The sequence below is a fragment of the Geodermatophilus chilensis genome, from assembly GCF_002802985.1.
Classification (GTDB): domain Bacteria; phylum Actinomycetota; class Actinomycetes; order Mycobacteriales; family Geodermatophilaceae; genus Geodermatophilus; species Geodermatophilus chilensis.
Genome location: NZ_NVPT01000059.1, coordinates 17,835 through 30,336 on the forward strand (window position 1 = coordinate 17,835; position 12,502 = coordinate 30,336).

13 protein-coding genes are annotated in these 12,502 nt (G+C 73.6%); 8 read left to right on the plus strand and 5 right to left on the minus strand.

Annotation, left to right across the window (positions count from 1 at the left end; genetic code table 11):
* Positions 1-81: 81 nt before the first annotated feature.
* Genes CNO22_RS11890 through CNO22_RS11900 form a run of 3 tightly spaced genes read right to left on the minus strand, consistent with a single transcriptional unit; the run spans position 82 to position 3,573 of the window.
* Positions 82-921 carry a succinate dehydrogenase/fumarate reductase iron-sulfur subunit gene (locus CNO22_RS11890; protein WP_232806978.1) on the minus strand — a complete coding sequence of 280 codons (840 nt, stop codon included), beginning with the start codon at positions 919-921 and terminating at the stop codon, positions 82-84.
* Complete coding sequence (locus CNO22_RS11895; RefSeq protein WP_100499577.1) at positions 918-2,864, minus strand: fumarate reductase/succinate dehydrogenase flavoprotein subunit; 1,947 nt, start codon at positions 2,862-2,864, stop codon at positions 918-920. Before CNO22_RS11895 ends, CNO22_RS11890 begins: the two co-directional genes overlap by 4 nt.
* Positions 2,865-2,877: 13 nt before the next feature.
* Positions 2,878-3,573, minus strand: a complete 696-nt coding sequence (locus CNO22_RS11900; RefSeq protein WP_100499589.1) for a succinate dehydrogenase cytochrome b subunit — start codon at positions 3,571-3,573, stop codon at positions 2,878-2,880.
* A 178-nt stretch (positions 3,574-3,751) separates the two neighbouring features.
* On the opposite strand from CNO22_RS11900, the gene CNO22_RS11905 reads away from it, so the two are divergent.
* The 3 genes from CNO22_RS11905 to CNO22_RS11915 are packed head-to-tail and all read left to right on the plus strand — an operon-like array spanning position 3,752 to position 5,638.
* The gene (locus CNO22_RS11905; RefSeq protein ID WP_100499578.1) at positions 3,752-4,360 is read left to right on the plus strand and encodes a sulfite oxidase-like oxidoreductase; all 609 of its coding nucleotides are present in this window, start codon (positions 3,752-3,754) and stop codon (positions 4,358-4,360) included.
* Entirely contained in the window at positions 4,353-5,069 is a 717-nt protein-coding gene (locus CNO22_RS11910) for an FAD-binding oxidoreductase (protein WP_232806979.1), read from the plus strand. The genes CNO22_RS11905 and CNO22_RS11910 overlap by 8 nt, the downstream gene beginning before the upstream one ends.
* A gap of 53 nt (positions 5,070-5,122) precedes the next feature.
* The gene (locus CNO22_RS11915; protein WP_100499579.1) at positions 5,123-5,638 is read left to right on the plus strand and encodes a GNAT family N-acetyltransferase; all 516 of its coding nucleotides are present in this window, start codon (positions 5,123-5,125) and stop codon (positions 5,636-5,638) included.
* Between the two features lie 21 nt (positions 5,639-5,659).
* Here CNO22_RS11915 and CNO22_RS11920 read toward each other — a convergent pair whose 3' ends face one another.
* Positions 5,660-6,358 (minus strand): monooxygenase, encoded by a 699-nt coding sequence (locus CNO22_RS11920; RefSeq protein ID WP_100499580.1) that lies wholly within the window; start codon positions 6,356-6,358, stop codon positions 5,660-5,662.
* 512 nt (positions 6,359-6,870) lie between these two features.
* Between CNO22_RS11920 and CNO22_RS11925 the strand changes: the two genes are divergently transcribed.
* Both CNO22_RS11925 and CNO22_RS11930 read left to right on the plus strand, forming a co-directional pair.
* Complete coding sequence (locus tag CNO22_RS11925) at positions 6,871-7,683, plus strand: formate/nitrite transporter family protein (RefSeq protein WP_100499581.1); 813 nt, start codon at positions 6,871-6,873, stop codon at positions 7,681-7,683.
* 261 nt (positions 7,684-7,944) lie between these two features.
* Positions 7,945-8,463 carry an anthrone oxygenase family protein gene (locus CNO22_RS11930; RefSeq protein ID WP_100499582.1) on the plus strand — a complete coding sequence of 173 codons (519 nt, stop codon included), beginning with the start codon at positions 7,945-7,947 and terminating at the stop codon, positions 8,461-8,463.
* Here CNO22_RS11930 and CNO22_RS11935 read toward each other — a convergent pair.
* Positions 8,427-8,972 carry a DUF1990 family protein gene (locus CNO22_RS11935; protein ID WP_100499583.1) on the minus strand — a complete coding sequence of 182 codons (546 nt, stop codon included), beginning with the start codon at positions 8,970-8,972 and terminating at the stop codon, positions 8,427-8,429. The two genes, CNO22_RS11930 and CNO22_RS11935, sit on opposite strands and share 37 nt — an antisense overlap.
* 60 nt (positions 8,973-9,032) lie before the next feature.
* Here CNO22_RS11935 and CNO22_RS11940 point away from each other — a divergent pair, with 60 nt between their 5' ends.
* From CNO22_RS11940 to CNO22_RS11950, 3 genes are all read left to right on the plus strand, one after another.
* On the plus strand, positions 9,033-9,944 hold the full coding sequence (locus CNO22_RS11940) for a HipA family kinase (RefSeq protein ID WP_100499584.1): 912 nt from the start codon (positions 9,033-9,035) through the stop codon (positions 9,942-9,944).
* Positions 9,941-10,333: a DUF3037 domain-containing protein gene (locus CNO22_RS11945; protein ID WP_100499585.1), complete on the plus strand. Its 393-nt coding sequence runs from the start codon at positions 9,941-9,943 to the stop codon at positions 10,331-10,333. Before CNO22_RS11940 ends, CNO22_RS11945 begins: the two co-directional genes overlap by 4 nt.
* Positions 10,334-10,467: 134 nt before the next feature.
* Positions 10,468-12,417, plus strand: a complete 1,950-nt coding sequence (locus CNO22_RS11950) for a PhoX family protein (protein ID WP_100499586.1) — start codon at positions 10,468-10,470, stop codon at positions 12,415-12,417.
* Positions 12,418-12,502: the final 85 nt, after the last annotated feature.

Here is a 12,502-nt window from a genome sequence, read left to right on the forward strand (position 1 = left end):
CGGATCCCCGCCCTCCGGCGGTCGGCCCCGGCCGGAGGCTCGCCCCGAGCGTGCGAGGGGTGAGGAGGCCGGGGTCCTTTCTCAGCTCTTCGGCCGGGCGCCGGCGCGCAGCGCGCCGAGCAGGTCGTGGTTGAGCCGGGAGATGTTCTCCATCGAGATGCCCTTGGGGCAGGCCGCCGAGCACTCGCCGATGTTGGTGCAGCCGCCGAAGCCCTCGCGGTCCTGCTGGGCGACCATGTTGACGACCCGGTCGTTGCGCTCGGGCTGGCCCTGCGGCACGAGGCCCAGGTGGCTGACCTTGGCTGCGGTGAACAGCATCGACGAGGCGTTCGGGCAGGCCGCCACGCAGGCGCCGCAGCCGATGCAGGTGGCCGCGTCGAAGGCCGCGTCGGAGTCCTTCTTGGGCACCAGGATCGAGTGGGCCTCCGGCGCGGTGCCGGTGGGGGCGCTGATGTAGCCGCCGGACTGGATGATCCGGTCCAGGGCGCTGCGGTCGACCGACAGGTCCTTGATCACCGGGAAGGCGCTGGCCCGCCACGGCTCGATGTCGATCGTGTCGCCGTCCTTGAACTTGCGCATGTGCAGCTGGCAGGTGGTCGTGGGGCCACCCGAGGTGCCGCGCCCGTGCGCCGTCCCGTTGATCATCAGGCCGCAGCTGCCGCAGATGCCCTCGCGGCAGTCGTGGTCGAAGACGACCGGGTCGTCGCCGGCGAGGATCAGCTTCTCGTTCAGGACGTCGAGCATCTCCAGGAAGGACATGTCCGGGGAGATGTCCTCGAGCTGGTAAGTCACCATGCGGCCCTTGTCGGCCGGGCCCCTCTGCCGCCAGATCCGCAGCGTCAGGGTCATGCCGTGAGGGGCCATGGCCGGGTCGGTCGCCGTGCCGGACGCGAAGCTCGCGCCCTCACGTGTCGCAGTCACTTGTAGCTCCGCTGGGCGAGGTGGACGTACTCGTACTCGAGGACTTCGTGGTGCAGGACGGGGGGAGCGCCCTCCGGCGTCCACTCCCACGCGGCGACGTAGGCGAAGTTCTCGTCGTCGCGCAGCGCCTCGCCCTCGGGGGTCTGGCTCTCGGCCCGAAAGTGCCCGCCGCAGCTCTCGGCGCGGTGGAGGGCGTCGACGCACATCAGCTCGGCGAGCTCGATGAAGTCGGCGACCCGGCCGGCGTGCTCCAGGGTCGGGTTGATCGTGTCCTGGTCGCCGGAGACCTTCAGGTTGGTCCAGAACTCCTGGCGGATCTCGGGGATCCGGTCCAGGGCCTTGCGCAGGCTCTCCTCCGAGCGCTCCATGCCGCACAGGTCCCACATCAGCCGGCCGAGCTCGCGGTGGAACGAGGCCGGGGTGCGGTTCCCGTTGATCGACAGCAGCTTCTGCACCCGGCCCTGCACCTCCTGCAGCGCCTCGGCGACGGCCGGGTGGCTGTCGTCGACCTTCTCGAACGGGCCGTCGGCCAGGTAGTCGTTCATCGTGTTCGGCAGCACGAAGTAGCCGTCGGCCAGGCCCTGCATCAGCGCGCTGGCGCCCAGGCGGTTCGCGCCGTGGTCGGAGAAGTTCGCCTCGCCGATCACGAACATGCCGGGGATCGTCGACTGCAGGTCGTAGTCGACCCACAGCCCGCCCATCGTGTAGTGGACCGCCGGGTAGATCCGCATCGGCGTCTCGTAGGGGTCCTCGCCCGTGATTTGGGCGTACATGTCGAAGAGGTTGCCGTACTTGGCCTCGATGGCCGGCCGGCCCAGACGCTGCATGGCGTCGCCGAAGTCCAGGTAGACGCCCAGACCGCCGGGGCCGACGCCGCGGCCCTCGTCGCAGACGTTCTTCGCCTGCCGCGAGGCGATGTCGCGGGGCACGAGGTTGCCGAACGCCGGGTAGATCCGCTCGAGGTAGTAGTCGCGCTCGTCCTCGGGGATCTCCCGCGGGTCGCGGGTGTCGCCGCGCTCCTTGGGCACCCACACGCGGCCGTCGTTGCGCAGCGACTCGCTCATCAGCGTGAGCTTGGACTGGTAGTCGCCCTTGACCGGGATGCAGGTCGGGTGGATCTGCGTGTAGCAGGGGTTGGCGAAGTACGCGCCCCGCTTGTGCGCCCGCCAGATCGCCGTGGCGTTGGAGCCCTTGGCGTTCGTGGACAGGTAGAAGACGTTGCTGTACCCGCCGGTGGCCAGGACGACGGCGTCGGCGAAGTGGGTGCTGACCTCGCCGGTGATGAGGTTGCGCGCCACGATGCCGCGGGCCCGGCCGTCGATGACGATCAGGTCGAGCATCTCGTGCCGCGCGAACTGCTCGACGGTGCCGGCCGCCATCTGCCGCTCCAGCGCCTGGTAGGCGCCGTAGAGCAGCTGCTGGCCCGTCTGGCCGCGGGCGTAGAAGGTGCGCGACACCTGCGCGCCACCGAAGGAGCGGTTGTCGAGCAGGCCGCCGTACTCGCGGGCGAAGGGCACGCCCTGGGCGACGCACTGGTCGATGATGTTGACGCTGACCTCGGCCAGGCGGTGGACGTTGTTCTCCCGCGAGCGGAAGTCGCCGCCCTTGACCGTGTCGTAGAACAGCCGGTGCACGCTGTCGCCGTCGTTGCGGTAGTTCTTCGCGGCGTTGATGCCGCCCTGCGCGGCGACGCTGTGCGCCCGGCGCGGGCTGTCGTGGAACCAGAAGTTCTTGACCTTGTAGCCGGCCTCGCCGAGCGTCGCGGCGGCCGAGCCGCCGGCCAGGCCGGTGCCGACGACGATGACGGTCAGCTTGCGGCGGTTGGCCGGGTTGACCAGCCGGGCGCGGAACCGGCGGGTGCTCCAGCGCTCGCCGATCGGCACGTCCATCGGCGCCTTGGTGTCGGCGATCGGATCACCGACGGTGAAGAGGTCGAGAGGCATCGCGTTGAGCTCCTTAGCCGACGAGCCCGAAGAGGACGCTGAACGGGACGAGCAGGAAGCCGCCGATCAGCACCACGGAGAAGACCAGGGCGAAGAGGTTGACCGTCTTCTCCCGGCGCTTGTTGCTCTGCCCGAGGGTCTGCGTGGCACTCCAGATGCCGTGCCGCAGGTGCATGCCGAGCAGGACCAGGGCGATCACGTAGACCGCCGTGATCAACGGGTTGGAGAACCCGGCGACCAGGCGGTCGTAGGGCGTGCTGGCCGGGCCCTCGGGGTTGGCCACGCCCATCGTGAGGTCGAGGATGTGGTAGACGATGAACAGGCCGACGATCACACCGCCCCACCGCATGGTCCGCGAGGCGTAGCTCTGGGCCACGGGCTTCTTGGTGACGTAGCCGTTGGGCCGCGCCCGCTTGGCCTGCCGCCACAGCGAGACGGCCGCCCAGAAGTGCGCGATCACCGCGGCCAGCAGCACGATGCGGATGATCGTGAGGGTCGTCTGCGCGGGGACGGCCGGCTCGCCGATCGTGCGGATCCACTCGGAGTAGCCGTTGAACGACTCGCGGCCCGCGAAGACCTTGAGGTTCCCGATCATGTGCGCGATCAGGTACAGCACCATGATGATGCCGCTGACCGCCATCACGACCTTCTTGAAGACCGAGCTCGTCTTCGCGGCCTTGGGCGTTCTGCGCTGGCCAGGTTGTGTCACCGTCACCACAGCCACCGAAGGTAGGCCTCCACCAGGTTTGCGACCAAGTGAACACGGGGTGACTCAGCTCTCGTAAGGGCGCCCTTACCGGCGCCGACGGGTTATCGTGCCCGGCCGCGTGGGCAGCGTGACATCGGCCGTGGGTTAGGCGGGTGCCCCCGCAGGGGAGGGACACGACATGGCTGGACCCACGCGAGGATTCCTCGGCCGCCGCCGCGAGCGCGACCCGCGGTTGCCGCCCGGACAGTACGACGTCGGCCGCGACTGGCCGGTGCTGACCGCCGAGCCGACGCCGCGCATCTCGCCCGAGACCTGGAGCATCACCGTCGACGGCCGGGTGGAGAACCCGACGACGTGGAGCTGGGACGAGGCCCACCGGCTGCCGCGCTCGGAGTACCGCGGCGACATCCACTGCGTCACCACGTGGTCGAAGTTCGACACCTGGTTCGCCGGCGTCAGCGTCGACACTCTGCTGGAGGCGGCCCGCCCGACCGCCGACGCGCACTTCGTCGTCGCGACGTCGAAGACCGGTTACACCACCAACCTCCCGCTCGAGGACGTCACCGGGGGGAAGGCGTGGGTGGTGTGGGAGTACGACGGCGGCCCGCTGCCCGTCGAGCACGGCGGCCCGGTGCGGCTGCTCGTCCCGCACCTGTACTTCTGGAAGAGCGCCAAGTGGGTCACCCGGCTGACGCTGCTCCAGCGCGACCAGCCCGGGTTCTGGGAGCAGAACGGCTACCACGACCGCGGCGACCCCTGGCGCGAGCAGCGCTACCAGGGTGACTGAGCTGCCGCACCGTCCGCAGGCGCCCAGCGGCGGCTGGCGGACGGCGACCGTGACCGACGTGCGGCACCCCATCGAGGACGCCGTCCAGCTGCGGCTCGACGTCCCCGACCGGATCGAGCACCTGGCCGGCCAGCACTACGTCGTCCGGTTGACCGCCGAGGACGGTTACCGCGCCCAGCGGTCCTACTCGGCGGCCTCCGCGCCGGACGACCCGCAGGTGGAGCTGTTCGTCGAGCGCCTGTTCGAGGGAGAGGTCTCCACGTTCCTCGCCGACGTCGTCGAGCCCGGGGACCAGCTGGAGGTGCGGGGCCCGATCGGGGGCTGGTTCGTCTGGGACGGCGAGCGGCCGGCGCTGCTGGTGGGCGGCGGCACCGGCGTCGTCCCGCTGGTCGCCATGCTGCGCACCGCGCGCCGGCTCGGCCGCACCGACCTGCTGCGGATCGCGGTCTCCGCCCGCACGCTGGCCGAGCTGCCCTACGCCGACGAGCTGCTCGAGGCCGGCGCGCTCGTCGTCACCACCCGGGAGCCGCACGGCGTGCGCGCGGCCGGCCGGCTGACCGCCGCCGACCTGGTGCCGCTGTGGGAGCCGGGTCGGACGGCCTACGTGTGCGGGTCGGCCGGGTTCGCCGAGGTGGCCAGCCAGTTGCTCGTCGACCTCGGCGTCCCCGCCGCCGACATCCGCGTGGAGCGCTTCGGCCCCAGCGGGTGACCGCCGGGCCCCCTCGGCCGAGCGCCGGGCGGCCCGACCGGGAGGATGGGGGCGTGCCCACCGAGGTCTGTCCGGTCGACGCCGTCGACGACGAGCTCCGGGCGCAGCTGCTCACCTGCTGGACCGACGTGAGCAACGCCGGCGGGTCGGTCGGCTTCGTCCCCCCGGTGACCGAGGAGTCGGTCGCGCCCCACCTCGACGCGGTGGTCGAGCGGGTGCACCGCGGGCACGGGCTGCTCGCCGTGCTGCGGGTGGACGGCGAGGTCGCCGGGTTCGCCGTCCTGTCGCTGTCGATGAGCCCGCTGCGGCGGCACTGGGCGACCGTGCTGCGGGTGCAGGTGCGCCCGGAACGGCAGGGGCGGGGTCTGGGGCGGGTCCTGATGGCCGGCGTCCACGACATCGCCCGCGCGCGCGGCCTGGAGTTCCTGCACCTCACCGTGCGCGGCGGTACCGGTCTCGAGGCCTTCTACGCGGGCTTCGGCTACCGCGAGTTCGGCCGGATGCCCGGGGCGATCCGGGTGGCGCCCGGCGACGACCGCGACGAGCTGCACCTGACCTGCCGGCTCTGAGTCGGCACCCGCCGGCTGTCGTCAGGCGAGCGGGTCGCGGCCGCCCAGCGTCCCCTCCGTCGAGAGCAGCGCGAGCCGGGCGAACAGCTCCTCGGCGTACCAGCCCTCCTGCGCGGTGCGCGTGACGACGGCGGCGTGCGGGGCGCGGTCGTAGGCGAAGGAGTTCAGCGCCGACGCGGAGTCCCAGACGCTGAAGGTGCCCTGCAGGCCGAGCGGGGCCTCGCCGATGCCCAGGGCCAGGCGCAGCCCCGGGCTCTCGTGCAGGTCGGCCGAGACCGGCGGGACGGCGCGCCAGAACGTCGCCGCCTTGCGCGGGGTCAGCCGGGCGCGGGTGACCGCGGCGACCGGGCCGTCCCAGCGCTGCGGCCAGGGCTTGCCGAAGGGCTCCTGCCGCGACCACCGGCCGCGGGCGGCGAGCGGCCGCATCCGGGCGTTCCACTGCTCGTCGGCGATCCGCTGCCACCGGGCGACGACGTCCCCGGACTCGAAGGCGGCGGCCGCGCGTTCGTCATCCCACACCGCCAGCAGGGCCCAGCGGCGGGGGTCGGCGTCGCGCACGGTGAAGCTCCGGCCGCTGCCGGTGCCCAGCAGCTTGGCGAACCGCAGCCCGGGGGCGCGGCGCAGCCGACGCCGGTCGGTCGCCATCCGCAGCAGCGCGGCGGGCACCGCCCGGCCGGGCACGCCCCACACGTGCAGGGTCGCCAGCCGTCGTGTGGTCACGGGTCCGATCCTCCCCGTCGTGGGCGCGCCGCGCCGCGGCGGGCCCGTCGTCGCGGTGGCGTCCCGTTCGCCGAGCCGGCGCACCGCCTGACGCCGTCTCGTCCGCTGCCCACAGTGCGGGGCAGGGGAGCCACGGAGGACGACATCTCCTCCCGGGACCTCAGGCCCTGCCCACACCTGTGGGCAGGGCCTGAGGTCCCGGGAGGGGAACCGGGGTGGCTGGGCTCGGCCCTCGTGGTCGTCCGGGCTCGACGGCCGCCTCGAGCGCCAGCAGCCGCTCGCGCACTCCCGGCGGGTAGGCGGCCGCCACCTCGGCCGGCCCCGAGACGTCGCCGAGGAGGTCGATCAGGCCCCCGGGCGCGGCCCACGGCTCCAGGGCGGCCAACACCCCGCGGCCGCGCCGGGCTGAGCCGGCGCCACGTGTGCGCCCGCGGGGAGGCCGGGTAACTCCCGTCCGGTCGCGCCGCCTCGAGGGACCGGGGAGCCGGCGGGCCGCCCGAGAGGAGGCTGCCGTGGCGCAGTCCGCACGCGAGGAGCTGGGCGAGACCGACGCCCCCGTCGAGGACGAGGTGGCGCAGGCCTTCGACCGGATCGTCGACGAGGGGGCGCAGCGGCTGCACCGCAGCTGGCGGGAGGTGCTCACCACCGGCCTGGCGGGCGGCCTCGAGGTCGCCACCGGCGTGGTCGCCATGCTCGCCGTGTACGCCGCGACCGGCAGCCACCTGCTGGCCGGGTTGGCGTTCAGCATCGGCTTCGTCGCCCTGATGCTGGCCAAGAGCGAGCTGTTCACCGAGGGCTTCCTCGTGCCGGTGACCGCCGTGGTCGCCGGCCGGGCGAGCGCCGGGCAGCTGGCCAAGCTGTGGGCCGGGACGCTGGCCGCCAACCTGGTCGGGGGCTGGCTGGTGATGTGGCTGGTCGTGCACGGCCTGCCCGAGCTCGGCGCGACCGCGGTGGAGTCGGGCCGGACCTTCGTCGAGGCGCCGCTGGACCTGCAGGCGGTCTCCCTGGCGTTGCTGGCCGGCGCGTTCATCACCCTCATGACCCGTATGCAGCACGGCGCCGACTCCGAGGCGGGCAAGCTCGCCGCGGCGGTGGCCGGGGCGTTCTTGCTCGCCGGCCTGGTGCTCTTCCACTCGATCCTGGACTCGCTGATCATCTTCGGGGCGATCCACCACGGCGCCCCGTACGGCTACGGCGACTGGCTGGCCTGGTTCTGGTACACGACGCTGCTCAACGTCGTCGGCGGGCTGGTCGTCGTGACGTTCCTGCGGCTGGTTCGCAGCAAGGAGCTCATCGAGCGCGAGCGGGCCGCCGCCGGCGCCTGACGACGTCGTCCGCGTCGAGCCTCCGCGCGCGGCGGGAGCGCTCGCCATGCTGTCGCCCGTGATCGGGATCGACGGCCTCGGGAGCTCTCGCCTCCAAGCCCCGAGGACGGAGCCGAGGCGCGTGCGCATCCGGCCCGCAGGCGGCGTCGCTGGCTGGCTGCCCGCGGCGGGGAGCTCGTGCGATCCGCCCTGGGCCCCCACGTCGCCACGGACGCGAACCCGCGCCGCCTCCACCGACGGCACCCGCGAGGAGGGACCTCCATGAGATCGCTGCAGCGCACCCCGGCCGGACGTGCCCGGCCGCTCGCGTTCCTCTCGGCGGTGCTCGTCGGTCTCCTCGCCGGGGGGATGCTCCTGATCGAGGTGGTGCTCCTGCCGTTCTGGCGCAGCGTCCCGCCGGAGGAGTTCCGCCGCTGGTTCACGGCGAACGCGCCCCGCATCCGCGCGCTCATGGTGCCGCTGGGGGCCGGGGCCGTGACGGTCAGCGTCGCCTCGGCGGTCTCGGAGGCGTCCGTCTCCCGCCGTCCCGGCCCGGCCTCGCTCACGGCCGCCGCTGCGACCGTGGGCGTCGTGGCCGTGACCGTCACGGTGAACGAGCCGGCCAACGCCCGGTTCACCGGTGGGGCGCTGACCGATGCCGAGACCAAGGACCTGTTGGGCACCTGGGCGCGCTGGCACCACCTCCGCGTCGCCCTCGGGATCGTCGCCACCGTGGCCGCGGCGTCGGCCCGCGGCGGGCGTCCTCAGCCGCGGGCGGCCCGGCGGATGGTGGTCAGGTAGCGCGCGGTGGCCAGCCGCTGGACCAGCGTGCTGACCGGCCCGCCGAGTCGGGCCAGCGGCGAGGCCAGCCGGGCGAACACCCGCAGCGTGAAGACGACGTCCCCGCCGGGCTCGAGCCGGACGAGGAACGCCTCCTCGCCGCTCTCCGGGTGGCCGGGCAGCGTGCCGTAGGCGAAGCCGCGCTCGTCGCCGGTCGTCCGCGCCCACACCACGCGGCAGGGGATGTCGTAGCCCGGTCGCGGCAGCCCCGCCGTCAGGACGACGACGGTGCCCGGCTCGCCCGCCGGCCCGGTGGCCCGCACCCGCAGTCCGACGCTGCGCTGCATCCGCCAGTCGAGCACCGCGGCCGCGGCCCGCTCGAAGGCCGCCGTCCCCGAGCCGACGACGACCGAGCGCTCGACGGTGTCGTAGCCGGCCGGCAGCGCCGGGTCGCGCGTCGCGCCCACCTCCGGGTAGGTGAACGGGACGTCGGCGAGGTCGGCGGGGTCGAGGACGCGCAGGAGGCCCATCGCCCCAGTGTCCTGGCCGCCGGTCCGCCGGGCGTCCCCGCCGGTAGGGTCGCGGCCACTGTGCTGCCCGCCGTCACCGCCACCCGCTACGTCACCCCGCTGCGCGAGGGCGGCTCGCTCCCGGGCCTCATGGAGGCCGACGACCTGGGCACCTACGTCGTGAAGTGGCGGGCCGCCGGGCAGGGCGTGCGGGTGCTGGTCGCCGAGGTGGTCTGCGGCGAGCTGGCCCGGGCGCTGTCGCTGCCGGTGCCGGCGCTGGTGACCGTCGACGTGGCGCCCGCGCTCGCGGTGGGGGAGCCCGATGTCGAGGTGCAGGAGCTGCTGCAGCGCTCGGCGGGGGTCAACCTCGGGCTGGACTACCTGCCCGGCGCGCTGGACTTCGAGGCCGGTGTCGCCGAGGTCGACGCCGAGCTGGCCGGCCGGGTGCTGTGGTTCGACGCGCTCGTCGGCAACGTCGACCGTTCCTGGCGCAACCCCAACATGCTGTTCTGGCACGGCCGGCTGCAGCTCATCGACCACGGGGCCGCGCTGACGTTCCACCACAACTGGCCCGGCGCGGCCGCCGCGGTGTCCCGCCCCTACGACGCCGCGCAGCACGCGCTCGTCGAGTGCACCCCCGACGTCCGCGCCGCCGACGCCGCGCTCCGCCCGCGGGTCACCCGGCCGCTGCTCGAGCAGGTGCTCGGCCAGGTGCCCGACGACTGGCTGGAGGAAGAAGGACCCCGGCCTCCCCACCCCTCGCAGGCTCGGGGCGGTGCCCTGGCCGGGGCCACCCACCGGCCACCTGCCCCCGACGAGGTGCGCGCCCGCTACGTCGACCAGCTGCTCGCCCGGCTGGCCGCCCGCGACGCCTGGCTGCCGCCGCTGCTGGCCACCGCGGCCGCGGGCGGGTCGCGCCGCCGGGCCCCGCGGGGGGAGAACCGGCCGTCGTGGCTGGGCCCGCCCCCGCCGGAGGGGATGAGTCAGCGGTGAGCCGGGAGACCTTCGAGTACGCCGTCCTGCGGGTGGTGCCGCGGGTGGAGCGCGGGGAGTCGCTGAACGCCGGCGTCCTCGTGTACTGCCGGCAGCGGGACTACCTCGGCTCCCGGGTGCATCTGGACACCGACCGGCTGCGCGCCCTGGACCCCACCGCCGACCCCGAGGCGATCCGCCGCGCGCTGCAGGCCGCCGCGGACGTCTGCGCCGCCGACCCGGCCTCCGGCGCCGCCGGGCGGGAGGCGCTGGGCTCGCGGTTCCGCTGGCTGACCGCGCCGCGCAGCACCGTCGTCCAGGCCGGGCCGGTGCACACCGGGCTGACCGAGGACCCGGACGCCGAGGCCGACCGGCTGCTGGCGCTGCTGGTGCTGCCCGTCTCGGGGTGAGGTCACCTACCCCGATCAGGTGAACGGCAGGTGGCCGGCGGCTTCACGGCCACGTCCCCCGCCGGCCACCCCCGTGTCGATCCAGGTGCCTAGCGTCCGGGGCCGCCCGACCGTCGCCCGAACCGAGGGACCTGATGCTGGACACCCCGAACTCCCCCCGGCGTGCGCTGCTGCCCTTCCTGGACAGCAAGCGCCACGGCAGCCGCAGCCACGTGACCTGCTTCTACAAGTGCGGCAACGCCTGCGACTCCGCCATCCCCAACCCGACCGACCACCCCACCTTCGCCGACGTCGTCCAGACCGCGTTCAGCCGCCGCAGCATGCTCAAGGCCGCCGGCGTGGGCGCGCTGGTCGTCGTCGCCGGGCCGGTCGGCGCGGCCGCCGCAGACGACCGGACGCGCCCGGGCCGGCCCGGGGGGAGCAGCACCGGCGGGGCGCTGACCTTCACCCCCGTGGAGCAGAACCTCGAGGACGAGCTCGTCACCGCCGCGGGCTACCGGTACTCGGTCGTGATGCGCTGGGGCGACCCGGTCGAGCGCGGGGCCCGCGACTTCGACATCGACCGGCAGACCCCGGAGGCCCAGGCCGCGCAGTTCGGCTACAACTGCGACTACATCGGCTTCCTGCCGCTGGACGGCGACCGGCGGGCCCTCATGGTGGTGAACCACGAGTACACCAACGAGGAGCTGATGTTCCCCGGCTTCACCAGCCTCGAGGCCCTCACGCCGGACCAGAAGCGGATCGCCATGAACGCCCACGGCATCTCCGTGGTGGAGGTGCAGCGCAAGGGCAACGGCGGCGAGTGGCGCCCGGTGCGCAACGGCGAGCGCAACCGCCGGATCACCGCGTCGACCCCGATGGAGTTCACCGGCCCGGCGGCCGGCTCGGAGTACCTGCGGACGACGGGGGACCCCTCCGGGCGCCGCGTGCTCGGCACGCTGAACAACTGCGCCGGCGGCATGACCCCGTGGGGCACCACGCTGCACGGCGAGGAGAACTTCAACCAGTACTTCGGCGCCACGGGGCCGGTGGTGGACACGGAGGGGCGCTACAAGCGCTACGGCATCGGCACGACCGCGCCGGCCAGCCGCCGCTGGGAGACCGTCGACGAGCGCTTCGACCTGGCGCGGGAGCCCAACGAGGCCAACCGGTTCGGCTGGGTCGTGGAGGTCGACCCGTACGACCCGCACTCGACGCCGAAGAAGCGCACCGCGCTGGGCCGCTTCAAGCACGAGGGCGCGAACGTGCGGATCGCCGAGGACGGCCGGGTCGTCGCCTACTCCGGCGACGATGAGCGGTTCGACTACATCTACAAGTTCGTCTCGCGGGAGAGGTACCGGGCGGGCACTGACGAGGCCGCGCGGGCGCACAACCTGACCCTGCTCGAGGACGGCGACCTCTACGTCGCCCGCTTCACCGGCGACTCGCCGGCCGCCGAGGTCGACGGCACCGGCACGCTGCCCTCCGACGGGGAGTTCGACGGCACCGGCCGCTGGATCCCGCTGGTGCAGGACGGGCGGTCGAAGGTCCCCGGCCGCGACGTCGCCTGGGTGCTCACCTTCACCCGACTGGCCGCCGACGAGGTCGGCCGGGCCGACGCCTCGCTGGCGCCCACCCGGATGGACCGCCCCGAGGACATCCAGGTCAACCCGGTCAACGGCCGGGTCTACGCCGCGCTGACCAACAACTCCAACCGGACGACGGCCGACGAGGCGAACCCGCTGACGGCGTCCTGGGCGTTCAACCCGGACACCAGCACCTACGAGCGGCGCTCGGGCAACCGCAACGGCCACGTGATCGAGTGGGAGGAGACCGACGGCATCGCCGGGCAGCGGTTCGCCTGGCGGGTCTTCCTCGTCTGCGGCGACCCGCAGAAGCCCGAGACCTACTTCGCCGGCTTCGACAAGTCGAAGGTCAGCGCGATCTCCTGCCCGGACAACCTGGAGTTCGACCCGGCCGGCAACCTGTGGATCTCCACCGACGGGACGGTGCTCTCCCGCGTCAACCAGCAGTCGGGCACCGCCGCGGGGACGAACGACGGGCTGTTCGCCGTCCCCACCGCGGGCCCTGAGCTTGTCGTTTAACCCCTCGGCCACTGGGATGACAGAGCTGTGATTCTGGGGCTGGCATGGGGGCGGCCACCGCTGGATCCTTCGGAGTTGCGAAGCC

What these genes read in the sequence shown, in the direction of transcription:
- CNO22_RS11895 (WP_100499577.1), bottom strand. Translation starts at nt 2,864, where the DNA reads ATGCCTCTCGACCTCTTCACCGTCGGTGATCCGATCGCCGACACCAAG.
- CNO22_RS11905 (WP_100499578.1), top strand. Translation starts at nt 3,752, where the DNA reads ATGGCTGGACCCACGCGAGGATTCCTCGGCCGCCGCCGCGAGCGCGAC.
- CNO22_RS11930 (WP_100499582.1), top strand. Translation starts at nt 7,945, where the DNA reads ATGAGATCGCTGCAGCGCACCCCGGCCGGACGTGCCCGGCCGCTCGCG.
- CNO22_RS11935 (WP_100499583.1), bottom strand. Translation starts at nt 8,972, where the DNA reads ATGGGCCTCCTGCGCGTCCTCGACCCCGCCGACCTCGCCGACGTCCCG.
- CNO22_RS11950 (WP_100499586.1), top strand. Translation starts at nt 10,468, where the DNA reads ATGCTGGACACCCCGAACTCCCCCCGGCGTGCGCTGCTGCCCTTCCTG.